This is a genomic window from Psychrobacillus faecigallinarum (genome assembly GCF_014836595.1).
GTDB classification, from domain to species: Bacteria; Bacillota; Bacilli; order Bacillales_A; family Planococcaceae; genus Psychrobacillus; species Psychrobacillus faecigallinarum.
Map to the genome: position 1 here is coordinate 17354 of NZ_JACSQO010000005.1, position 24201 is coordinate 41554.

The window sequence follows — 24201 nt, forward strand, 5'->3', positions numbered from 1 at the left end:
GGGACTGTTTTTTATATTCAAGCTATAATATTTCATTAAAGTAGTCATTCTTCAATTATCCGTGTTTTATCGGCAAAGTGGATTTTATGATATTATTTCTTAATTGAGCTTTGCTTTTAAAGTTTTTTCCATTTGATTAATGTAAGTAGTAATGCCATCAAACGGATTATCTATTGTTTTTCCATGACAAACCTCTAGCAGTTTCGGCCTTATATCATTTATGGCAGAAATTCCGCTTTCTGTAGCCTGCTTCATATCTCCAGTAAACATTGGCATAGGTTGATGCAGTTTTCCATTGCGCGTCGTAAATAAATCTCCGGCCAAAAGAACATCATCTAACTCATGGTAGTAAACCACATGCCCTGGGGAATGACCAGGAGTATATACTGGCTTAAGTGATCCTACATTTTGAAGCTCTCCTGCTAATTCATACAAAGACTGTGTCAGTCCGTTAGGAAGATTCTGCTCGAGCTTCTTTCGTTTTGGGTAGAGTATTTTGCCCTCTGCATACGGAATTTCTTTTGCGTGTGCAAATACCGGAACTTCCTTCCCCTTTACAATGTGCTCAACTGCACCCACATGATCTGCATGCCCATGCGTCAATACTATTCTTTTCAAGGGTCCAGCGTTTAGCTGTTCAATAAACCCCAATATTCCCTTAGCCATTTTTGGTAAGCCAGCGTCCACTAACGTAACACCGTCCTCCTCCTCCACTACCCATACTTGAACAGGTATCACTAGCCATATCATCCAAGATCTTATGCTCCAAATATTTTCTGAAACCTGTTTAATCTTCAATTTTTTCTCCCCCTATACATTTCCCCTTCATACCCTCTAACATAATCTCTACTGCCAAATCGAATGTCGGAATCAATCTTTCCATTAGCACTTCAAGCGGCTCGTGCTGGTAGGAATAGGTGCTAAGTATGCCATTTAAATTAAAATAAAATATACGAGAATAGGCTAGAATTTGCTGTTCTGATTTAATTTGCAGACAATTTGTAACCGCTGTTTTTAACAAATTAAATATAGAAAGACGTAATTTATTTATTTCCGTCACCGGCTCTTCATCTACCCTAGAAGACATTTCGTTAAAAAATATGCTATACATACTTTTGTTTTGTAGGCAGAAGTAAATATATTTTTTACTAATTATCTTTAACTTTTCTTCTACTGAAAAATTCATTTGTTGAAGCGTTTGTTCCATTTGAATGTATAAATCATTCAGATGTGGCATGGACAACTTGTAGAGAAGAGCCTCTTTATCCTTATAGTAAAGGTAAATAGTGGTATGAGAACATCCGGCCAACTTTGCAATTTCTCGTATGGTAACAGCATCAAAACCCTTTTGAGAAAATAATTGCTCTGCTGCATTGATAATTTCTTTCTTCGTTTCGTCTGAACGTGCACTTTGTCTATTTGTCATCTAATCACCTCAACTAACCATTGGTTATATTATAACCAATGGTTAGTGTTGTGTCAAAAATTGCTCTAAAGTCCTTTAAGACCTCAGAGCATTTTCTTTGCTTATAAATGGAAGCAGCTCAAACATAATCTTTGTCTACGCCTGTAAGGTTACTCCTCTAATGTCTCTTGTTTCTCTTCTCCTTTAACAAAATAGCTAATTGTGTTACCCTCTGTATCGATTTCGATAGCTTGGTCCACATCTACGGCAATTCTGTGCTCAGCAATTACTTGTTCATCTGTTTTAGAGTATTTATAAGTTGCTAGTGTTTTATTTTTATCGTCACTTTCTTGTGTGATGAGTAGCTCAGATCCATTATTAAATGTTATTTTATCGTTTAATATTTCTATTTTCATATTGGTTTCGATAGGTATGTTTTGTGAGATTGCCCACTTTTCCTCAGTCTCATTATACTTCCCTATTAGTAGGCCTTGGGGTTCCTCTTTAGCTTGCGTATAAGGAATAACGACTTCTGGAATAGTATCCTCGTCAAATTGAACAATTACTGCTTGTCCAAATTCTGGCTCAGTTAGTTCATTTTCCTCCCACCATTTGCTTTGGTTAGATAATGCTAGCCATTCTTCATCTGTTACCTCAAGTGAGAACTCCTCATCTTCCACAACTTCTTTCTCACTTCCCTCAACATCGTTATCTTTCTTCACTGTTGTCTCTTCATCTGAGCAGGCTGCAAGTAGTAAACTAAGTGCAGCTAAAAATAATACTTTTTTTAACATACTAGACCTCCTTTAAAAGATGAATGTGCGTAACACTTTGTGTTTAATAACAAAATTCGACATTCATTTTATCTATATAGCCTAAAAACATGGCTGATAAACTCAATACAGGAAAATTTAGTATTTAATTGATTGGAAACATGAATTTTAGATATTCATTCATTTTAAGAACCTTCTTTGAAGAACCACTCATAAATAAGACCAAATCACGAGTGAGTTGGCCTTAGAAGAGTTAAATTATTGCTTTTAGGAAGAAGTTACTTGCCCGCCGTTTACGTGAAGTGTTTGGCCAGTTACAAACCGAGAATCATCTGAAGCTAAATAAACAAAAGTAGGTGCTAGCTCAAATGGTTGACCCTGCCGCTCCATAGGATTGCCAGCTTGTGTGACCTCATCTGCAGAAAAGCTAGCTGGGATCAGTGGTGTCCAAATTTTTCCCGGAGCAATTGCATTGACTCTAATCCCTTGGCTTACTAGGTTATTTGCAAGTGCCCGAGTAAACCCTACATTAGCAGCTTTAGTAGCGGTATAGTCCATCAAATGCTTATGTCCCTCATATGCTACGACTGAGGCAGTTCCTCCATAATGGAGAAGGGTTTTCTGAAGTTAATTAATAGGAAAGCCAGCCTGCATCTGCTGTTATGACAGTTCCATTAACAAAGCTTGAATCGTCAGAAGCAAGAAATAATGCTACAGTTGCTATCTCTTCTGATTTACCCATTCTTGGATTGTTGCCCATTCCTAATCGAATACGCCCCATTCCTTTTTCACTCACACTCGTCATAGAATTATTTATGTTAGTTTCTACCCCACCCGGTGCGATTGCATTACAGCGAATGCCTTGGTCCGCATACATATATCCAGTATTTTTAGTGAACCCCACCACTGCATGCTTAGAAGCAGTATAAGCACCGCCAGCTCTAGATCCTTGCAGTCCACCAACAGAGGCTACATTGATAATAACTCCCTTTTGCTTATCTAAGAAGATTGGTAATACCTTACGTGTGGAACGCATGACACTCGTAGTATTAACTGAAAATATTCTTTCCCAGTTGCTATCTTCGATATCCCCAGCAGGCTCAAAGTTGTCCATTATACCTGCGTTGTTCACTAAAATATCAACAGTACCATACGTATTTACCGTCGTATCAATCAGATTTTGAATATCCTCTTCCTTTGCAACATTCGCAGTTATGGCTATTGCCTCTCCACCATTTGCTTTAATCTCGTCGACCGTAGCCTTCGCCGTCTCTTCGTTTAAATCCGAAACAGCGACCTTAGCCCCCTCTTTAGCATAGAGAACTGCAATCGCCTTTCCCATACCTGAACCCGCACCTGTTACTACCGCTACTTTGTCTTGAAGTCTCATTCCAACTACCTCCTCGGTTTGATTGAATGCGCTTACATTATTGTTTTAGTAGTTCACAAATCATCTCTTACTAGCTTTAGTTTAGTTAAAAAAATCCAATTTTACAATAGATAACCTGTGAACATTTTTGAAAAAATTAAACGTTTTTAATTCAATTCATAGAAAAGCCCAAAGACGAATTAATCGTTTTTGGGCTCTCCAACTTACGCTTTTTGTTCAGGCTCCTCTACAGGATCACTTATTAAGCTTGCCAAAACGTGAACGCGTAAAATCATTCCTTTCATCGTTCCTTCCTCGTCTGTTACAACAAGAGGATACTTAGAATCGAGGACTTGCTGAATCAAGTCTTGTACATATTCTTCAGGATGGACTGTATTCACATCCTTTGACATTGTTTCTTGTAAGGATTTCTTCTGCTTCATGCCCTCGATAGCCTGGTCAATGGTAATGATACCTTGCAACTGACGCTTTCTGTCTACCACAAAAGCACTCGAGTTCCCATTCTCTCTCATCACCTGGATTGCAACATTTAGTCCATCCTTTAATGATACTAATCCGTTGGGCTTAGACATAATATGCTCTGCTTGAAGAATTTTAGTGCGATCAATATCTCGTATAAACTCTGATATATAGCTACTTGCCGGATTTTCCAGAATCTCTTCTGGAGTGCCAATTTGCTCAACTTTTCCGTTTTTCATAACCGCAACACGGTCCCCAATTTTAAAAGCCTCGTTGACATCATGTGTGATGAAGATTATTGTCTTTTGAAGGCGATTTTGGATATCAAGAAGCTCTAGCTGCATTTCTCTACGGATTAATGGGTCAAGTGCACTGAAGGGCTCATCCATTAATAGTATATCTGGATCGTTAGCAAGTGCTCTGGCGATGCCTACTCGCTGGCGCATACCTCCAGAAAGTTCATCTGGATATTGGTTTTCATAACCTTTAAGACCAACTGTTTCTAAATGTTTCTGAGCAATTTCCTGGCGCTCGTTCTTAGACATTCCTCTTATCTCTAAACCATACTCAATATTTTCTAATACCGTACGATGGCTAAACAGCCCAAAATGCTGGAATACCATAGCTATTTTCTTTTGACGATAGTATTTTAACTGTGTCTTATTGTAATCCACGACATTTTCTCCATCGACGTATATAGCGCCAGAAGTAGGTCTATTCAATAAATTTAAACAACGAATTAGGGTAGACTTACCACTTCCTGATAACCCCATAATCACGAAGGTCTCTCCCTCCATGATTTCCATTGATGCATTGTACACTCCGACCGTATGCCCTGTTTTAGCTAATATCTCTTCCTTTGGTACACCCTTCTCTACCATCGGAATAATTTTTTTAGGTCGAGACCCAAAAATCTTCGATACGTTTTCTAATTTTAATTTTACTGTCATGCGGCATCCCTCCTATGTTTCTGAAGGCGATTCGCAATTCCTCCGGTAACGCGGTCGATGATAATCGCTAGGAAAACAATACTGATCCCAGCTTCAAAACCTAGTGAGATGTCTATTCGGTTAATTGCAAAGAGTACTCGTTCTCCAAGTCCCTGCGCACCAACCATAGAACCAACAACCGCCATTGCTAGCGCCATCATTGTTGTTTGATTTATACCTGCCATAATTGTAGGTAAGGCTTGTGGTAGTTGTACTTTCATGAGCATTTGAGAGGAAGAGGAGCCGAATGATTGTGCAGATTCTACAATCTCTTTATCTACACTTCGGATACCTAATTCTGTTAAACGGATTACTGGTGGTAATGCATAAATGATTGTTGCAATAACTGCTGGTACATTTCCGAGCGGAAAGAAGAAAATTACTGGTATTAAGTAGACAAAGCTTGGCATTGTCTGCATCGCGTCTAATATCGGACGCATGATTCTGGACATTGATTTACTAAAAGCCATTCCAACTCCTAGTGGTATTCCTATAACAAGAGACAAAATTACGGAGATTAAAACGATGGAAATGGTGGTCATTGTTTCTGGCCACAAATCAAAGGATCCAATTAAGAAGATAAATGCTGCATATAGCAGTCCTCCATATAGATTATTAAAAAACCATCCAATTAAAAAGATGATAACAATAAATAACCACCAAGGAATTGCTAGTAGACCCGCCTCAAGACCTTTAATCATGGAAGACGAGATGATAAAGATAAAATCAAAGAATGCATCAAAATTCATGGCAAGAAAATCCACGAATTTCTCTACTACATCCCCTATTGGAAATCGTACGTTTGGAAATTCTGTCATAGAATGGGACTGTAAAAGTACAGCCACAACCACCTTTCTTTAGTTAGATTAAGTAATGAATTATTTCAAAGAAGCTTTTACCTTTTCAGCCACTTCTTCGGACACCCAAGCTGTCCAAATATCTTCATACTCTTTCATCCACCAAATAGCGGCTTCATCTGCTTCAACATCATTTTCCTGCATATAGTCTAATGCACTTTCCGTTAAATCGTTACTAGTTTCATATTTACTTAAAAAGTCTACTACGTCCTTAGCTTGTGTTGGTAAATCCTTATGAACTGCAATAACTACATCATTTGGTGGAAACTCAGTTCCTTTTGATTCATTCCATTTTGCTTCGTCGTAAGGTGCGTCTTCTAATAGAGTTAAATCGTAGCTAGCTGTTACCCACGTTGGTGACCAATAATATCCTACCCAAGGCTCCCCTTTTTTATATGCTCCTGCTAAATCTGCAACAATTGCAGAATCAGAGCCGGGTGCTAGATAGTTATATTGTTCGTCAAGGCCATATGTTTCAAGTTTCGTCCCCAAATACTCACTTACTACCCAACTAGATGGAGCTCCGACCACTCGGCCTTTACTGCTATCTTCGGGATCTTGGAAAATTTCTGGATACTTCTCTAAGTCTTGAACTGTCTTTAAATCTGGAGCGATTGGTTCAATTCCTCGTTCTGCATCTCCCTCTATCACGTAAGTTGGAACATATAATCCTTGCGCGTTATCAGCGAAATTAGTAGCTACCTTCATGATATTTCCACTTTCAATTGCTTTTTCGTAGACATCTTTAATGTTATCGGTCCATACTTCCATATAGACATTTATGTCGCCCTTTTCAAGTGATTGCATCGTAGCTGCTGTTGTTCCACTTGTTACCTCGGTTTCATAACCATAACCTTCTTCGATGATAGTTTGAGCAATGCTGTTGTGTAGGCGTATACTATCCCATCCTGCATCAGCAAACTTAATCACCTCAATACTGTCTTTGCTTGTCTCGTTACCACAAGCTGTAAGTACTAAAAGCATGCAAAGTGAAAAAAATAACATAATTTTTTTCATTAGTCTGACTACCTCTTTTCATTCAATTTTTAAATTAGACGTTCGATCGTTCCTCCTTCAATACCTATAAAATAACTGCTAAAATTTCAAAACAATTAAACTTCCTAATACTGAAATTAAAGGACGCCTAATTTATAACTACTAATACTACTAAACAAATTTGTATATTGCAAATTACTTAAAGAGATAGTTGTTAATTTTTTATTTTAATCTGAATATTTAGCATTAATTTAGTAGACCAATACGATTAGATAAATAGGTAAATATTGTACAATATTCTCGTTTAAAAACAGTAATTTTTATCAAGTATTTGATAGATAGTGCTTTTGTATAGTTTTAATTGAAAAGTGCATGCTCACTTGCTTTCTACTAGATTAGGACATAGGATAGTAAGCTTGATTTCAGGTGGACACTTTCTGTTGGGTGAGCGATAAGCCATCCCCGTCGCATACTTACACCTTTCTTACCTCATAAAAAATGCCATGAATACTGGATTCATGGCAGCCTAGATTATAATTTTTTCCTTTAAACAACTCGATTGTCAGGTTCTTGTCCCTCTAAAACATTTTCAATTGCTTTAGCATTTATTTGCATCATAGCAAGTCTCGTATGAATACTTGCACTGCCGATATGGGGGAGGACTGTAACATTAGGCAAGGTTAAGAGTGGATGATCTAAAGGAACAGGCTCCGTCTCAAAAACATCTAGTCCAGCGGCCCATATTCTTTTATTTAGGAGGGCATCATAAAGGGATTGCTCATCTACGATTCCGCCACGTGCAACATTAATAAGAGCAGAGGTTTCCTTCATCAATCCTAACTCTTTTTTTCCAATCATCCTTTTAGTTTCTGGAGTTAGAGGTGTCAATATTACAACAAAATCAGATTCTTGCAATAATGTTTCTAGCTCCACATATGTAAAGTTATTTTGTTGCTCTGCCTCTAATTTTCTTGTTCTATTATGATATAAGACTTTCATATTAAAACCCTTCGCACGTCTTGCTACCGCTTCACCGATTCTTCCCATGCCTATGATTCCTAACGTAGCTCCAAAAACGTCCATTCCCGTCAGTTGCATCGGTGTCCATGATTTCCATTTACCTGCACGAATATCCTGTTCTGCTTCGGTAATACGACGAGCAGTAGCCAATAACAACGCAAAGGTTAGGTCTGCAGTTGTCTCAGTTAATACACCAGGAGTATTTGTTACCATAACCCCTTTTTCTTTCGCTGCTTCCACATCAATATTATTGAAGCCAACCGCTAGATTACTGATAATTTTTAAATTCGGTAAACTTTCTATAAGTTCCCGGTCCACTTTATCAGAGAGAACCGTCCACAGGGCATGGACGTCCTTTGCCTCCTTTTTTATATCTTCATAATCCATTGGAGTTTCCTCGCTGTGCCACATATTCACCTCAAATTTTTCTCTTAATGGCTGTACAATTTCCTCCGGTAATTTTCGAGTAATAAAAATTTTGTCCATTTAGTTTCCCCCTTATGTTTTCTGATAATTTAAGCATGGACGATTAGAGAAAAGAATTCAACCATATTTACAATTATATTTTTATACGCTATACTGTGGGCACATAAAGAAAACAAATTGTGTAAATTTATACACAACTGTAAAACTACATACCGTTTCTGCACTAGGGGTGCCCACTTTGGCTGTGATGAGAGCTTTTTAGCTCCGATCCCTTATTACTCGATCAGGATAATACCTGCGTGAGGAAGTGCGGTGACTTTCCTTTTTTCATAAGGGTTAGTGGCTGCATCTTCACGGATGTAGCTTTTTTTTATGAAAAAATTGAGGGAGGTTTTTAGGATGGAATGTGGTTTAAGCCCAATTGTAGGGTTTCGTTTTTCCCTACATCCGATGAGCAATGAATTTGTAAGTATTATTAAAGGTGCACTACAGAATACAGATGTATCCAATGTGTGGATGCATACGGATGATGTCTCAACCGTTATCAGAGGAAAACAAGTTCATGTATTTAATGTGGCAAAATCTATTACTCTGAATGCTGCCAAAACAGGGGTACATGTAGCTCTTTCTGGAACATTTTCAGCGGGTTGTCCTGGCGACACCACTGCTGACGTTTATTTAGACAAGGGAGATGAAGTGACAAATAAGGATGAAACAAACCAATATGTTTCTTCTCAATTTGCTTTATACCCTATGAACAATCCTAACTATATGGATGTGATCTACAGAGAGATTGAGCACGCTAAAGTGAAGGGTGTATTCAATGAATCTATGCATTATGCTAGCGGGATTCATGGGGATATCCATGACGTGTTTGCTTATTATGAGGCAGCCTTCAGCAGAGCTAGATCAGAAGAGCACAAGCATTTAGTGATGACTTTATCGATGAGCATTAATAGCCCTTCTCACGGAGATGACCTCCATGCTTAAATCATGGAAGCTAAAAGAAATTGTTTTAATGTCGGTCTTTGCAGTAGTGTTTGGGATTGTTTATTTACTCTTCCTTCATGTAGGAAACATTTGGTCTGGCTTCGTCGGACCAATCGCATATGAGTGGATTTTTGGTGTTTGGTTTATCGTTTCAATTATCTGTATGTACATCATTCGGAAACCTGGGGCGGCGGTTATCTCGGAAACTATCGCAGCAGCAATAGAGGTACTTTTAGGTAATGCCGTCGGGCCACGTCTTATCCTTTCTGGTGTCATACAAGGTCTAGGTGCCGAGGCTGTATTCGCCGCTACACGTTACAAACGGTTTGACCTTTGGGTTTTAATGCTTGCGGGAGCAGGATCCGCAGTTTTTAGCTTTGTGTATGGCTATTTCTTAGGAGGATTTGCCGTTTATACCACTGGATATGTAGTTTTCATGCTAGTTGTTCGTATTTTTAGTGGAACTCTCATTGCTGGTTTAGGTGGAAAAGCTGTAGCTGACGGCTTGCTTGCCACTGGTTCGTTAAGAGGATATGCTATTTCGCGTTCAAAAAAAGGTGATATTCGTGCCTAAAGTTATCCATTTTGAAGATGTCACCTTTTCTTATCCAGACAAGGATACTGCTGTTCTATCAAACTTTTCTATGTCTATCGAAAAAGGAGAGCGTGTCGTCATAACCGGACCAAGCGGCTGTGGAAAGAGCACTTTACTTTATTTGTGCAATCGTCTCTATCCAGAAAATTGCGATGGCATAGTGTCCGGTAGAATAGAACTTTTTGGTAAAGAAAATGATTCCTATCGACCTGGCGAGGTCAATCATCGTATCGCAACAGTATTTCAAGATCCCGATGCACAATTTTGTATGCCAACTGTAGAGGAAGAGCTTGCTTTTACTTTAGAGAATTTACTCGTCGCACGGGAAGAAATGGAGACGAAGATTTCTGAAGTATTGGAGTTAACTAGGTTAACGGATTATCGACATTCCATCATTCAATCGCTTTCTGGAGGTATGAAGCAAAGGGTTGCCACTGCTTGTGCAATGATTATGGAGCCAGAAATATTATTGTTAGATGAGCCTATCACCCATCTGGACCCGTATACCGCAAAACAATATATTGAATGGTTGGACTTACTTCAGCAAAAATCGAGTATAACCATCTTAGCGATTGAGCATAGACTCGACCTATGGGACAACTTCTTTCATCGAACAATTAAGTTAAAGGAAGATAGAATTCCGTATGAAAGCTATACCAAAAGGAAGAGCATGGTTCAAGCAGAAAAGTCTCTGCATGTGGAAAATATTAGTACAAAGCATTTTTTACAGCCAACTTCATTCTCTTTAAATAAAGGAGAAATCGCAGTGCTAGCTGGACCAAATGGCAGTGGGAAATCTACATTATTGAAGGCTCTTTCAGGTATTGTACCCTCTAATGGCAAAGTAAAGCCTAGCATGTTAGGCTATGTACCTCAATCACCAGAATTTTTGTTTATTACAGGGCAAGTGAAGGAAGAGGTTTCTTTCGGTGGTGTTCAAAATACGGAGGAAATGTTGGAGCGACTGAATTTATCTACTGTTTCAGATGCACATCCTTTTTCAATCAGTCATGGGCAAAAAAGGCGCCTAGCTATAGCCATTATGCTTTGTCAGAATCGTGAAGTGATACTGATGGATGAGCCTACTTCTGGCCAGGACTCCGCTACTTTAGCCGAACTGTTTAAAGTAATTGATAATCGTTCTAAGGCAGGTACTACCTTCCTAATTGTTACACATGATATGGAGTTTGCTTATAAGGTTGCAGACACCATTTTACTAATGAAAGACGGAGCAATTACAGGAAAATATCACTCTGACAGCTTTTGGGGTAAAGAAGATTTACTGCTAGAACATCAATTACTCTCACCTAGACGAGGTGCTCTCTATGCACACTAGCCTACATAGGATGAATCCGTCTGTTAAGTTTGTGATAGTAATGATTTGCATGCTGACACTTGCGTTTTTTTTCAATCCATGGACTCCACTTATTTTTTGGTTAAGTATTATTGTGGTGCAAATCTTTTTAAGCCATATATCCTGGAGAAAATGGGGCTTACTGATGCTACCATTTTTTATAGCAGCATTTGGCTATCTTTGGACTACTCTTTTATTTGCAGACAGTAGGACTGGTCCTGTTCTTTGGTCTATCGGTTCTGTTGAAATAACTATGAGTCAACTGAATCACGCCTTGTCCCTAAGCTTTCGCGTTTTAGCTTTTTCTAGCCTAAGCTTGTTATTTGCTTTAACTACCGATCCAATTATATTTATACGTAGCCTAATGCAGCAGTTAAAACTATCTCCAAAAATTGCTTACGGAATTATGGTTGGTTATCAATTTCTACCCCTCTTAAAGGATGAATTTATACTAGTTCAACAGGTACAGAAACTTAGGGGATTGGATGACCAATCAAATATTTTCAAGAGAATAATAGGTTTACGGCGCGTACTAATCCCCATGCTCGCTGGAGCTGTTCGTAAAGCGGAGAAAGTTGCATTTGCTATGGAAGCAAGGGGTTTCACAGGAGAACCAAGAAGGGTTTTTTATCATAAGGTTACTATTGAAAAGAATGATTTCATGTTAGCATTCTTGTTTATTGGTTTATTATTAATCAGTTGTTTCAGTAATTTTTGGTTAGTGTAAAAACAAAGAGAGTGACACCAGACTTGGGTGACACTCTCTTCCTTTAAATACAATCATATTTTATCAGCAAACTTTTGTTTTATATTCTCTTGCCAATGAAATAGTTCTTCTGCTCGCATAGGTTTAGCAAAATAATAACCTTGTAAAATAGGATTTTCGCAGGATGCCCTTAAAAATCCTACCTGTTCTTTTGTTTCCACTCCTTCAAAGACTATTTCTAGTCCGAGTGACGTTCCTAGTGCAATAATAGCCTGTACTATTAAAGAATCTTTATGAGAATTTGGAACTTCCTCAATAAATGTTTTGTCAATCTTTAAGGTAGAGATTGGTATTTGCTTTAAATAAGAAAGTGAGGATACCCCTGTTCCAAAGTCATCCAGGGCAACAGAGAAACCTTTCTCCCTAAATACTCCTACCGCCCGCATTGCTTCTTCAATATTACTTACAAAGCTAGTTTCCGTAATTTCTAACTCTATTTCATTTGGACAGATTTCATAACTACTTGTAATACTTATCAAACGTTTTAGTAGAGCTGAAGAGGTAACATAATGTCCAGGTATATTAATCGCTACTTTTCCTAGTGAAATATTTTCTTTCTTCCATTGGTACATTTGTTTACAAGCCTGTTCTACAATCCAGTCCGTAACCATTTCCATCTTCGAATTTTCCTCTAGTATAGGGACAAAGACAGCCGGAGACAAAAAACCATATTTTGAATTATTCCATCTTAGAAGAACCTCTACTCCTGCTACTTCCACATTTCGTAGATTTATTTTTGGTTGATACACGAGATATAACTCTTTGTTAATCATTGCTTTTTCAATTCCATCGACTAATTCTTTTTCAAACGTATGCGTATGTATGACCGGATCAAACATAATTACTTCATGTTTATGTTCAATGGAAGAGTCATTAAACACAGCTAGGGCATTCGAATAGATTGAATGAAGGTCTCGATAATCCTTTACCGCGGAAATAGCACAAACCCCTGGAAGTACTATTTTTTTGTTTTTAATTGTAATGGGTCTCTTTAAAATCTCCGCTATTTTTTCCATTGCTATTAGCATTTCATGGATATTTGTGTCATCAGTAGTTCTCATAATATAAGCGAAACGATTGCTTTCAAATTTAAATAAACGAGCTGATGGCGGCTTGTAATCCATGAAGATTTTAGTTAAATGTTGAATGACCTCGTCACCAAACATGAAGCTAAACTCTTGATTTATTTTTCCAAAGTCATGTAAATGCCAGACTGCTAGTGTTTGACCAATAACAGACTTTTCAATGTATGATTCAAAGCTTCTACGATTAGGTAGCATTGTGAGATTATCAAAATAATTGGCTCTATATTTTACGTACCTATCCATCATACTAGATAAAAGTAATACCCCTATTAGCATTCCAAGGAAAAAGGTTACAGTTACACCTAGAAAAGTATTATGCATCGAGTGATTTTCTGCAGTTGCGACTAAATAATCTCTCGGGGCGTAAACACTTATTGCTAATATTCCTACATAATGAGTTGTAGCAATTGCACAGCCAATTAAAATGGATGAAAAAGTTTTAGTAATAAAGTTTTTTGTCTTTTTAGATGAATATTTAATGGAAAATAAAGCAGTCTGCGTAAACATGATAGAGATACACAAAGCGATAAATATAGTAGGTCTATCGTAAACGTATTGCACATCCATCTCCATGGAACGGATTCCAATATAGTGAACTCCTGCTATCCCTAACCCCATTAAAATACTTGCAATTATATATTTCCACCAAGATTGAATTGGTTTATTTACCCAATAGAAAAAAATAAAAGATGCTAAAACACCTGGAATTAATGACACAAAAGTCAATATCCAATTGTAATGCATACTGATTGGCAACGTAATAGCGGTCATACCTACAAAATGCATAGCCCAAATTCCCAAACCAAGTGAAATAGATGCTAATATTAACCAAAATAAATAGTGAAAAAAACTATTTTTTTGGACTCTTTCATTTAGCGATAGCGCAGTAAATGAAGCAATACAGGCAACTATAATTGAAATTATCACACCGACCATTGAATACTCCGGTTGTAACTCTATAGAATATATGGGTGATATAGCACTAAAAAACAACTTTGTCATTCCTTTCGACGAACAACTTATCTGTTAAACTATACCATATCGACCAGACATATAACATAAAAACCATAATGTAATTGTATAATTTTGATTAAATCTTTTATTTTATAATATTTTTACAATATATGTGTGTCGAATTGTTGAAAATTGGTTCTTTATGATTACTTATTTTGTTATATAATTATTGCTAATATTCCAATACTGTTAAAAATAGGTATTATCAGAAAATTATATAGGAGGCTTTAAATGTCATCAGTAGCTCTGCTAAGAGGAATTAATTTAGGAAAGATTAATAAAGTAGATATGAAATCTCTAAAGCACTCTTTGAAGAATTGGGCTTTCATAATGTACGTACATATATTCAAACAGGAAACGTTATTTTTGATAACGGTGAATGTAGCGAGGGAAAATTAGAGGAAGCACTAAGAATCACCTATGGGTTCTCTATTCCGGTTACTTTAAGAACGAAATCTGAATTGGAAGAAGTACATAACCATCCACTTTTCTTAAATGACCAAACCTTTGTCATGTTTCTACAAAGGAAAATTACCAACGAACAGATTACTATACTTAAGGAAATAGTAGAGGACGAGTTTGTAATTCTTCATAGACGTAATTTGATCATTAATCATTCCAAGAACTATCACCAGACAAAGTATACGAATGCCTTCTTTGAAAAGAAGCTCCAAACGGTTTGCACAGCTAGAAACAAAAATACAGTGATAAAAATATTAGAAAGAATGTAGTATGTTTGACATAAGAATTTCTTATACCTTTTTATGAATTAAATAAATTTTTATTATCAGAAAACTTACGTTAAAATAAAGTTATTCATAAGGGGGTATGAAGCATGTCGTTTACTTTTAAAAAAATCGATCATATTCAATTAGCTGCTCCAAAGGGCTGTGAAGAAGAAGCTCGCCGATTCTTCACTGGAATTTTAAGATTGCCAGAAATAGAAAAACCACCTCTTCTAAAACAGAAGGGCGGTGTATGGTTTACATTAGGTAGCTATCAAATTCACATTGGAGTTGAAGAAAAGTTTTCTCCTGCCAAGAAGGCACATCCAGCATTCGAGGTGGAAAACTTAGAAGCTCTAAAAGAGCATTTATCCGAACAAGGAGTAAGCTTTGTAGTCGATGCAGAGCTACCAGGAGCTAATCGCATCTACATTCATGATCCATTTGGTAATCGAATCGAGATTTTAGAGTGGATGTGACTTAAAAAAAGCGCAGTCGTGACAAAAATGTTCTTCGATTTCCACTCTGCTTTGGTTTACGCTTTCAGGGGTAGCCAATAAGCCATCACCGCCGCTCACGCATCTTGCAGGAACACTTATATTTGAAAAAACGCCTATGGGAAAATGACTCCCACAGGCGTTTTTATTTTAATTAATTATCTTGTACTTCGTTACGTTTTTTCTTAAATAGCTTAGAAAGAACCTCATAAACGATTGGAACTATAATCAGCGTTAACAATGTTGAACTTGCTAGACCACCGATTACGGTAATACCTAATCCTTTAGAGATTAAACCACCGCCACCACCTGAACCAACCGCAAGTGGAACAAGTGCTCCAATTGTTGCAATGGCAGTCATAAGAATTGGACGTAAACGTGTTGCCCCAGCTTCTAAGATTGCTTCACGCATTGTCATACCATCACGTTCCATATGAATAATACGGTCCACAAGCACGATAGCGTTCGTCACAACTATACCTATCAGCATGAGGAGACCCATCATAACAGATACGGAAATTGTTTCATCTGCAAGCCATAGACCTGCAAATGAACCGATTACTGCAAATGGTAACGAGAATAGGATAGCAAATGGCGCTACACCTTCACCAAATGTTACTACCAAGATGAAGTAAACAATCGCAATCGCTGCAAGCATCGCCACTCCAAGCTGAGTAAATGTTTCATTCATATCTGCAGTTACCCCTGCAACTCCAACTGTTACACCCTTAGGTAAGTCTAATTCTTCAATCGCTTCATCTACATCTGCTGAAGCTTTTGAAATATCATCATCTAGGATTGTAGCTGATACAGTAGCATAGTACTCTCCTTTACTACGCGCAAGCGTATTTAAAGCGTACCCTTCTTCTACTGTTACAATTTCAGACAATGGGATTGTTGTTCCCATTGCTGTCGGAACTTCTTTTGCTAAAATATCATCAATTGATTTAGGTGTTTCTGTTTGTTCTTGTTGTACGATAACCTCTAAAGTATTACCGTCTTTTTCAACTGTAGTTAATACTTCCTGAGTAGTAGTAGGACTTAACATCATAACGATTTGACCTGTTGTTAACCCATATTGTAATAATTCATCCTGTGCTACTTGGAACGTATACTCTACATAGCTATCTTCGGCACTTGAAGAAACATCTTTTAATCCTTCTGTTTCTCCCATTACCCCTTCAACCATAGATACAGCTTCATTTAGTTTATCTAAATTTTCGCTATAGAATGTGTAGCTGATTTCATTTGTTGACATAGACATACTCGAGAAGTTTTGGCTCTTCCATTCGCCGGTTTGACCAATGTTAAAGACATACTCCTCAATTTCTTCACGAGCACCAGGGAAATCTTCCATGTCTTCATCAAAGATCAAGTACATTAACGCTCCGCCTGTACCCCCGCCCATCATAGCAGTCATGTCATTTGCACCGTCACCGTTAATAGATACTTGAGCGATATCGATATCTTTGCGTTTTAGCATCTCTTCTTCAACTTTTGTAACGTTAGCTAAGGTATCTTCTTTTAGTTCACCAGCTTTTGGTGTGTATGTTAAATACATTACTTTTTCTTCTTCACTTCCTAAGAAACTAAAGCCAATTAAAGGAGTAAGCATTAGACTACCTACTAATAATGCAATAGAAACAATAGAAGTAATAATTTTATGGTTCAATGTCCATTTTAGAATTTTCTTATAACCTTCAGCTAATTTGCCTTGCTCTTTGTGATTACTTTCTGTTTTTTCAGCATAAAGTTTTTTCTTAAATAAGAAATGAGACATTGCTGGTACAATCGTAATTGCTACCAATAAAGATGCACCAAGAGCAAAAGTCATTGTTAATGCGAATGGCATGAATAATTCTCCAACCATTCCACCGACGAAGATTAACGGTGCAAATACTGCCACTGTTACTAATGTAGATGAAAGGATTGGCTTGAACATTTCAATAGTCGCTTCACGAACTAAAGCACGACCTGATAATGGCTCACCTTTTAAATGTAAACGACGATAAATATTTTCTACTACTACAATGGAGTCATCAATTACCCGTCCAATCGCAACCGTAATTGCTCCAAGTGTCATAATGTTCAACGTTATATCTAACCAATTTAATAGCAGTAAAGCCATGAATATAGATACTGGTATAGATACAATTGAAATAATAGTAGATTTGAAATCGCGCAAGAATAGCAAAATGATTAATACTGCGATCAAACCACCAAAGACTGCTTTTTCTACCATCGTGAATACAGATTCTTCGATAGGAGCACCTTGGTCTAGAGATACATCAATAACAATACCATCAATGTTCTTTTCTTCTTCTGCGATTAAATCCTTCACTGCATTTACTACCGTTACTGTGTTAGCATCTTGATTTTTTACTATTTGAATTGCGATGGCATCCTTGCCATTAGTACGTGAAACAGACTCTACTTTACCAACAACCTCAACCTGTGCAATATCCCCTAATTTAACAAATGGAGATGGGTTGGTAGCAGATGGAGTCACAGGAATTAGCATTTCTTTTAATTCATCAGCAGTCATAAACTTACCATCGACTGCTACTGCCTGCTCACCTTCTTCAAATTCAAACAATCCTAATGATACAGCCATATCACTTGCTTGAATCATTTGCTTGACAGTGTCTTCTGTTACATCCAATTCAGCCATCTTCGCTTCGTCATATGTAAGCTCCACTTCTTCAATATGTTGACCTGTTATAGTCGCCGATGCAACGCCATCGATTTTATCAATTTTTGGAAGTAAAATATCTTCTACTGTCGATGTTAGTTCTACAATATCCTCTTCTGTACTACTTACACTAAGTGCAACTACTGGCATCATATTCATACTGATTGCTGTTATAGTTGGCTCCTGTGCACCTTCCGGTAAAGATATTTTATCCAAGGCAGATTCCATGGCGCGTTTTGCTTCATCCATGTCAGTGCCGTATTCGTATTCCACTTGAATGCTAGACATACTCGAATATGAATTAGAATATACAGACTTAACATCTTCTAATCCTTCTAATGCTTTTTCAAAAGGCATCGAAACGTCTTCCATTACTTTTTCAGGAGTCGCACCAGGATAAACATCCATCACCATTAAGAACGGAATCGAGATATCTGGAATGGTCTCCATTTTCATTCTTGTACCTGAATAAATACCAGAAACAGTTATAATAATCGTTAATAACCAAACTGCTAGTTTATTTTTCAGGACAAAATTTACTAACCCTTTCACCCTTACACCTACCCTCAATTGACTTATCGAACTCATTTATTTATAATAATGACTAATTGGTCATTTGTCAACAATATGCATTAGGAGCGATTATATATGGTAAAGAAACAACTAATTATGGATAAAGCGTTAGAACTGTTTGCTAAACAAGGTTTTGAAGCTACATCAGTCCAACAGATTACTGACCATTGCGGAATTTCTAAAGGTGCCTTCTACCTTTCTTATAAATCTAAGGATGAACTAATCATCTCTTTTGTAGATTGCTTTATGAAACAAATAATTGCTGATATTGACTCATCAGTCAAAGATTGTTCACATTCTGATGATATGCTATCTACATTTTTTTACACTACCAATAAAGCGTTTCAAGATAACTCTACTTTTGCAAAGATTTTCTTTAAGGAGCAAACCCATACAGTAAATGAAAACCTTTTGAATAGATTGTCTTATTATGATAGTAAGGTAAATGACATTATTTTATACATAATTGATCATTTGGTATTAGAAAATGAAAAGACTAAGTTTGATTTGCTAATTTGTATAAAAGGATTTATGAAGGTCTACGTGGATCTTTTCTTAATCTACGAATTACCTCTACTAGATCTAGATATCCTCACTAAATCGCTAGTAGAGAAGACAAACATCTTAGCTAAGTATTCTACTATTCCTTTTATCACCAAGGAAAGTGCACAGATCTTACAGGATCATATTGAAGGTACTGATAATAATTCAAAACAGATTATTGAATTAATCGAGCAGCTCATAATAGAAATTGAGGAGCCGATTGAAAAAGAATCATTGGAGCTCTTAAAAAATTGCTTACAAAGTGAAAACAATAGCCTCGCCATTATTAAGGGTTTATTGGAAAATATTAAAAACAACCCGCAATGTAAGTGGGTTGCCTATTTAATAAGAGAGAAGTACTCCATTCAACAATAAGGGTCATGCTGGGAATACTTATATCGAAAATAAAACAGTTATAAAATAAAGGGTGTCCAGAAATTATCTTTTCTGGACACCCTTTTTTGTTATTGAAATATCCTTCTTGTGAAAGAAAAGATGTTTTTTCCAAAAAGGAAGTTCTTTTATTTTAAAAATGCCTGTGTTGTTTTCACAGTTGCATAGATGCCATTTAATGCGGCCATAAATGCGTAATGAACATGATTAGCGGGAATAATTTTATCTTCAATTTGTAATGACGTAGTTGCACAAGCATCTTCAATCACTTGACATGTATATCCATGTTCAACTGCTGCACGTACTGTTGCATCAATACACATATGTGACATCATACCACATACAATTAATTCTTTAACTCCTTGCTCTTGAAGATGGGGGATGCAGAAACAATTTGTCGGGATATAATTGAATTTCAACAGACGTATCAAGTAGATGAGATCATTGTGATATCTAATATATACGAAACGAAAAAAGAAATTCATTCTTATGAGATTTTAAAAAAAGTTGTGGATGAGCTATTTGATTTAAAAATTAACTAAAAAGGAGGATGTTCATGACGTAGGTCACGAACATCCTCTCTAAATATAGACATTTGCGCTTTTCTTACAAGTCGTCAAAGCCATTATCGATGGCATTAACTTTTACATACTGGCGTGACTTTTGCTCGAAGAAGTCTGTTTTCGTGCCATCTATATTATCCGCATAGGCACGGATCCATTTCATAGGATTCTCTACATACTCTGGGTAGATTTCATGAAGACCGATAAGACGCAGCATCTTATTAGCGCGGTACTTAATATATCCATGCATATCATCTAAATCAATTCCCTCAATGTCCTTGAGTACATAGTTTGACCACTCTATTTCGAGCTCCACTGATTCTTTGTATTGATCGTACACCCAGTTCATCATGTCATCATTATTTAGCTCAGGATTTTCCGCCAGTACAGCACGGAATAACTCTGAGATAAATCGTCCATGCTCTAGTTCGTCTCTATTAATATAGCTAATCATTGTAGAGGTACCTACCATTTTGTTGTAGCGTGCAAGGTTATAAAAATAGGCAAATCCCGAGTAGAAAAATAAACCCTCTAGTAACGTTGTGTAAGTTAATGTTTTTAAAATATTTTCTGTCGATGGATTCTCCACAAATTCATTATAGTATTTCATAATATTTTGGTTGCGCTTTAATAATATCTCATCCGTTCTTCCAAATTCGAAGGATTTGTTTTGTTCATTAAGCGAAACAACTGAGGACAGCACATAAGAATAACTTTCATTATGTACAGCTTCCTGCTGCGCGATTACTGCCATAATAGATTGTACGGATGAATCTGTAGCGTAAAGTGACAGCAACAGAGCTGTACGAGTCTGGGGCGCATCTAATGTAGCAAGTAGACCAATTATTTTCAAATAGGCCTCCTGCTCCGATTTTGTTAAGCTATCAAATTGCTTAATATCATTCGACATATTAATCTCATCTGCTTGCCAATAGTTCCCTAGTAAGCGTTTATAGATTTTATGCCAATGCGGATAAGCTATATCATTCCAGTTTAAAATTCCACTCGATTTCCCATTAAATATCCCTGTGGATTTGTTTGGGTTTCTAGGTTCTAATGTTTTTGCCTTTAACATTTTCCAAAACTCCCTCTAGCCATTTTATAACTATTTTTTCTTGACTTCCTCTTGGTGATTGTTCTATTTTTAAACCTTCATATTCACAAGCATAAAACTCGGTTAGTTTGTTTACAGCATTGCAAAATAAGTCGTCGCCACCGAATTGTGTGTCTCCTGAACCAAAAATATAGACATTTTTCGGTTTATAGCCCACTGCTCGAACAAATTCCTTCACTTCATCCGGAATACCACCCTCGTCCCAAGTGAAGGTTCCTAGAAATAGGAAGTCATATGCAGATAGCTGTGGCACTATCCCATCACCTATTTCATACATGTCCACCATATAACCTTGTTCCTCTAAATTCACTTTTAATAGTTCAGCTATCTCTTCAGTATTCCCGCTATAGCTCAAATAACAAATGATGGTTTTCATTAGCTCGAACAAGACTCACATTCTACCAGTTCTATTGAAGTGGAACGTACATAATAAGTTGTTTTTAGACCACTATTCCAGGCATCTAAGTGTAGCGCTAACAATTCCTTAGCCTTAATAGTATTTTGAACATATAGATTTAGCGAAACACCTTGGTCGATATGTCTTTGACGGGCAGCATTTTGTTTTAACGTCCAATGCTGGTCGATAAAGTAAGCTGATTTGTAATACCATGTCGTCTCTGAATTTAAATCTGGGACTGTCACTGGAATTTTATAATCTTTCTTTTCCTCTGAATAGGTCTTTTGGAAAATCGGATCAATACTTGCCGTACTTCCCGCTAAAATGGAGGTAGATGAGTTTGGTGCAACCGCCATCAAATATCCATTTCGGATACCATTTTCAGCTACTTGCTCACGCAGACTTACCCATTCCTCTCCGTCATATTGACGGTTTTCAAAATAAGCCCCTGTTTGCCAATCAGAACCTTCGAATAAAGGGTAGGCCCCTTTTTCCTTCGCAAGATTTAAGGAAGCTTGAATCGTCAAATAGGCAATTCTTTCATATAAATTATCAGCAAGCTCTACTGCTTCCTCTGATTCCCAACGAATTTGCTTAAGGGCAAGTAAATGATGCCAACCAAACGTTCCAAGTCCAATTCCACGATACCTTGCGTTTGTGCGCTCTGCCTGTGGCACTGGAATCATGTTCATATCTATAACATTGTCTAACATTCTTACCTGGATGTTTATCAATCGTTCTAGTACATCCTCTGGTACTGCTTTACCTAAATTAATAGAAGAAAGGTTACAAACTACGAAATCACCAGGTTTTCTACGAGTTACAATCACATCGTCCTCTAGCTGGATGGATTCAAATTCAGTGGCACTTTGGTTTTGAAAAATTTCCGTACAAAGATTACTACTATAAATCATTCCAACATGCTTGTTTGGATTACGGCGATTCACTTCATCTCTATAAAACATAAATGGGACACCCGTTTCTAACTGGGATCGCATAATTCGCTTCATCAAATCTATTGCTGGAACTGTTTCTCGTGAAAGGCGATGATCCATTACACATTCTTCATACTTTTCTCTGAAAGAACCATCTCCACGTTTTTCATCATAAAAGTCTTCTAATGAGTAACCTTTGAGCTGACGAACCTCGTGAGGGTCAAACAAATGCCATTCTCCTCTTGCATCAACCTTTTCCATGAACAAATCTGGCAAGCATACACCAGTAAAAATATCATGTGCTCGAAGTCGTTCATCGCCATTATTTAGTCTTAAATCTAAAAATGTAAATATATCTTTATGCCACACATCCAAGTAAACAGCTACTGCACCTTGACGTTGGCCTAGCTGATCTACGCTGACAGCTGTATTGTTTAGTTGCTTTATCCATGGAAGAACCCCACTAGACGCTCCCACAAAACCTCTTATAGAAGAGCCACGGCTACGGACCTTGCCCATATAAACGCCTATTCCTCCTCCAAATTTAGAAAGTGTGGCTATGTCTGTGTTGCTATCATAAATTCCTTGTAGACTGTCATCAACCGTGTCGATAAAACAGCTAGAAAGCTGCCCGTGTGGCTTTCCTGCATTAGAAAGAGTCGGAGTAGCAACCGTCATATATAAATTGCTCATCGCCCAATAGGCTTCTTTAATTTTTTCTATGCGGTTTTCTTTTTCGTCCTTCATTAGCGTCATTGCAATAATCATCCAGCGTTCTTGTGGCAATTCTACAATAGTCTTATCAAAATCCTTCGCTACATAACGATCTAAAAGCGTTTTTAAAGCTATATATGTGAAGAGGAAGTCTCTTTCAGTAACGAGGATTTCTGCTAATTGCTCTAATTCCTCTGTAGAATAGGTTTCTATGATACGAGAATCATAAATTCCCTTAGCCGATAGCTTTTGAACGTTATCTGCAAACTTTGTATAGACTGCATCTGCCGTTGTATTTCTTCGTTCCGCTTGTTGCGAATATACTTCTGCTAAATAGATTCGAGCCGCCACAAATGTCCAATAAGGTTCATGTTCATCAAGAAAGCTCAGCGACTCTAAGGACATGGCTTTAGACCAGCTAGCAATATTGCCCTCTGGGTGTTTTTGTAGCCACTTGTCATGTGACCTCCTTAATGGTGCTATCTTTTCTTCCCCAAACTCCTGTGTTAATTGGTATAGTACCTGTTGTTTTTCTGTGTTTGAAATAGTGGTCATTTAGAATTCCTCCCTGTCTTTACATAACAAAAAAGCGATGGCTCTAGCCTCTTCGGCTGAGTCATCGCTCACGATTTTAAAGTAGGAAACAACAAGACGTATCGTTCGTTCAAAGATAGAGTCTCTCGCCCCCACCTCTCAACCCCCGAAGAAAGTGTTGCTTCACCGATAAACAGGCAGGTCTACTGGCTCGTGTTTCTTCCTTCTGCTGGCCTTCCCACGAAAAATCGCAGTGGCATATTCAACAGTCGTCCACACTTACAGTTGCGGGGACAGCTTCGGTATTTCACCGAATTCCCTTTTAAACCATAACGGTACCTTTTCATCGTATAAATACTATATATTGTGTTTTGATTACTTATATACCCTAACATATTGTGT

The 24201-nt window shown here is 37.4% G+C and carries 19 protein-coding genes, 4 pseudogenes and 2 riboswitches; of the genes and pseudogenes, 8 read left to right on the plus strand and 15 right to left on the minus strand.

What is annotated here, in order from left to right; genetic code table 11:
• Positions 1-99: 99 nt before the first annotated feature.
• The 9 genes and pseudogenes from H9650_RS11045 to H9650_RS11085 form a co-directional block, all read right to left on the minus strand.
• On the minus strand, positions 100-798 hold the full coding sequence (locus H9650_RS11045) for an MBL fold metallo-hydrolase (RefSeq protein ID WP_225216038.1): 699 nt from the start codon (positions 796-798) through the stop codon (positions 100-102).
• The gene (locus H9650_RS11050) at positions 788-1426 is read right to left on the minus strand and encodes a TetR/AcrR family transcriptional regulator (RefSeq protein WP_191697217.1); all 639 of its coding nucleotides are present in this window, start codon (positions 1424-1426) and stop codon (positions 788-790) included. The genes H9650_RS11045 and H9650_RS11050 overlap by 11 nt, the downstream gene beginning before the upstream one ends.
• A gap of 149 nt (positions 1427-1575) precedes the next feature.
• On the minus strand, positions 1576-2199 hold the full coding sequence (locus tag H9650_RS11055; protein ID WP_191697218.1) for a hypothetical protein: 624 nt from the start codon (positions 2197-2199) through the stop codon (positions 1576-1578).
• Positions 2200-2445: 246 nt separating this feature from the next.
• Positions 2446-2775 (minus strand): annotated as a pseudogene (locus H9650_RS11060) (SDR family oxidoreductase); the annotation flags it as partial.
• 34 nt (positions 2776-2809) lie between these two features.
• On the minus strand, positions 2810-3568 hold the full coding sequence (locus tag H9650_RS11065) for an SDR family oxidoreductase (RefSeq protein ID WP_191697219.1): 759 nt from the start codon (positions 3566-3568) through the stop codon (positions 2810-2812).
• A 203-nt stretch (positions 3569-3771) separates the two neighbouring features.
• Positions 3772-4977: a quaternary amine ABC transporter ATP-binding protein gene (locus tag H9650_RS11070; RefSeq protein WP_144538393.1), complete on the minus strand. Its 1206-nt coding sequence runs from the start codon at positions 4975-4977 to the stop codon at positions 3772-3774.
• Positions 4974-5861 carry an ABC transporter permease gene (locus tag H9650_RS11075; protein WP_318245411.1) on the minus strand — a complete coding sequence of 296 codons (888 nt, stop codon included), beginning with the start codon at positions 5859-5861 and terminating at the stop codon, positions 4974-4976. The genes H9650_RS11070 and H9650_RS11075 overlap by 4 nt, the downstream gene beginning before the upstream one ends.
• 33 nt (positions 5862-5894) lie before the next feature.
• Positions 5895-6890: an ABC transporter substrate-binding protein gene (locus tag H9650_RS11080; protein WP_144538391.1), complete on the minus strand. Its 996-nt coding sequence runs from the start codon at positions 6888-6890 to the stop codon at positions 5895-5897.
• Positions 6891-7415: 525 nt separating this feature from the next.
• Complete coding sequence (locus H9650_RS11085; RefSeq protein ID WP_154311876.1) at positions 7416-8375, minus strand: 2-hydroxyacid dehydrogenase; 960 nt, start codon at positions 8373-8375, stop codon at positions 7416-7418.
• A gap of 155 nt (positions 8376-8530) precedes the next feature.
• Positions 8531-8638: riboswitch (TPP riboswitch) on the plus strand.
• 76 nt (positions 8639-8714) lie between these two features.
• On the opposite strand from H9650_RS11085, the gene H9650_RS11090 reads away from it, so the two are divergent.
• Genes H9650_RS11090 through H9650_RS11105 form a run of 4 tightly spaced genes read left to right on the plus strand, consistent with a single transcriptional unit; the run spans position 8715 to position 11981 of the window.
• Positions 8715-9305 carry a YkoF family thiamine/hydroxymethylpyrimidine-binding protein gene (locus tag H9650_RS11090; RefSeq protein WP_154311877.1) on the plus strand — a complete coding sequence of 197 codons (591 nt, stop codon included), beginning with the start codon at positions 8715-8717 and terminating at the stop codon, positions 9303-9305.
• Positions 9298-9879: an ECF transporter S component gene (locus tag H9650_RS11095; protein ID WP_144538389.1), complete on the plus strand. Its 582-nt coding sequence runs from the start codon at positions 9298-9300 to the stop codon at positions 9877-9879. Before H9650_RS11090 ends, H9650_RS11095 begins: the two co-directional genes overlap by 8 nt.
• Positions 9872-11236 carry an ABC transporter ATP-binding protein gene (locus tag H9650_RS11100; protein WP_229653972.1) on the plus strand — a complete coding sequence of 455 codons (1365 nt, stop codon included), beginning with the start codon at positions 9872-9874 and terminating at the stop codon, positions 11234-11236. Before H9650_RS11095 ends, H9650_RS11100 begins: the two co-directional genes overlap by 8 nt.
• A 49-nt stretch (positions 11237-11285) precedes the next feature.
• Positions 11286-11981, plus strand: coding sequence for an energy-coupling factor transporter transmembrane component T family protein (locus tag H9650_RS11105; RefSeq protein ID WP_229654135.1), 696 nt, complete (start codon positions 11286-11288; stop codon positions 11979-11981).
• Between the two features lie 53 nt (positions 11982-12034).
• Here the strand turns inward: H9650_RS11105 and H9650_RS11110 are convergent, their stop codons facing one another.
• Positions 12035-14041: a bifunctional diguanylate cyclase/phosphodiesterase gene (locus H9650_RS11110; protein WP_191697220.1), complete on the minus strand. Its 2007-nt coding sequence runs from the start codon at positions 14039-14041 to the stop codon at positions 12035-12037.
• 366 nt (positions 14042-14407) lie between these two features.
• Here H9650_RS11110 and H9650_RS11120 point away from each other — a divergent pair.
• Both H9650_RS11120 and H9650_RS11125 read left to right on the plus strand, forming a co-directional pair.
• Positions 14408-14850: pseudogene (locus H9650_RS11120) on the plus strand (DUF1697 domain-containing protein).
• Positions 14851-14954: 104 nt separating this feature from the next.
• Positions 14955-15323 (plus strand): VOC family protein, encoded by a 369-nt coding sequence (locus H9650_RS11125; RefSeq protein WP_151111679.1) that lies wholly within the window; start codon positions 14955-14957, stop codon positions 15321-15323.
• A gap of 172 nt (positions 15324-15495) precedes the next feature.
• On the opposite strand, the gene H9650_RS11130 is transcribed toward H9650_RS11125, so the two are convergent.
• The gene (locus H9650_RS11130; protein WP_191697223.1) at positions 15496-18585 is read right to left on the minus strand and encodes an efflux RND transporter permease subunit; all 3090 of its coding nucleotides are present in this window, start codon (positions 18583-18585) and stop codon (positions 15496-15498) included.
• Between the two features lie 96 nt (positions 18586-18681).
• Here H9650_RS11130 and H9650_RS11135 point away from each other — a divergent pair, with 96 nt between their 5' ends.
• Positions 18682-19524: a TetR/AcrR family transcriptional regulator gene (locus tag H9650_RS11135; protein WP_191697224.1), complete on the plus strand. Its 843-nt coding sequence runs from the start codon at positions 18682-18684 to the stop codon at positions 19522-19524.
• Between the two features lie 146 nt (positions 19525-19670).
• Here H9650_RS11135 and H9650_RS11140 read toward each other — a convergent pair.
• A pseudogene (locus tag H9650_RS11140) lies at positions 19671-19916 on the minus strand (isochorismatase family protein); the annotation flags it as partial.
• Between H9650_RS11140 and H9650_RS20775 the strand changes: the two are divergent.
• Positions 19917-20084: pseudogene (locus H9650_RS20775) on the plus strand (LLM class flavin-dependent oxidoreductase); the annotation flags it as partial.
• A 64-nt stretch (positions 20085-20148) separates the two neighbouring features.
• Here the strand turns inward: H9650_RS20775 and H9650_RS11145 are convergent.
• The 3 genes from H9650_RS11145 to H9650_RS11155 are packed head-to-tail and all read right to left on the minus strand — an operon-like array spanning position 20149 to position 23820.
• Positions 20149-21180, minus strand: coding sequence for a ribonucleotide-diphosphate reductase subunit beta (locus tag H9650_RS11145; RefSeq protein WP_144538381.1), 1032 nt, complete (start codon positions 21178-21180; stop codon positions 20149-20151).
• A complete protein-coding gene (locus H9650_RS11150; protein ID WP_144538380.1) occupies positions 21152-21607 on the minus strand; it encodes a flavodoxin in 456 nt (151 codons plus the stop codon). The genes H9650_RS11145 and H9650_RS11150 overlap by 29 nt, the downstream gene beginning before the upstream one ends.
• Positions 21595-23820 (minus strand): ribonucleoside-diphosphate reductase subunit alpha, encoded by a 2226-nt coding sequence (locus H9650_RS11155; protein WP_144538379.1) that lies wholly within the window; start codon positions 23818-23820, stop codon positions 21595-21597. The genes H9650_RS11150 and H9650_RS11155 overlap by 13 nt, the downstream gene beginning before the upstream one ends.
• Before the next feature lie 158 nt (positions 23821-23978).
• Positions 23979-24157, minus strand: a riboswitch (cobalamin riboswitch).
• Between the last annotated feature and the right edge of the window lie 44 nt (positions 24158-24201).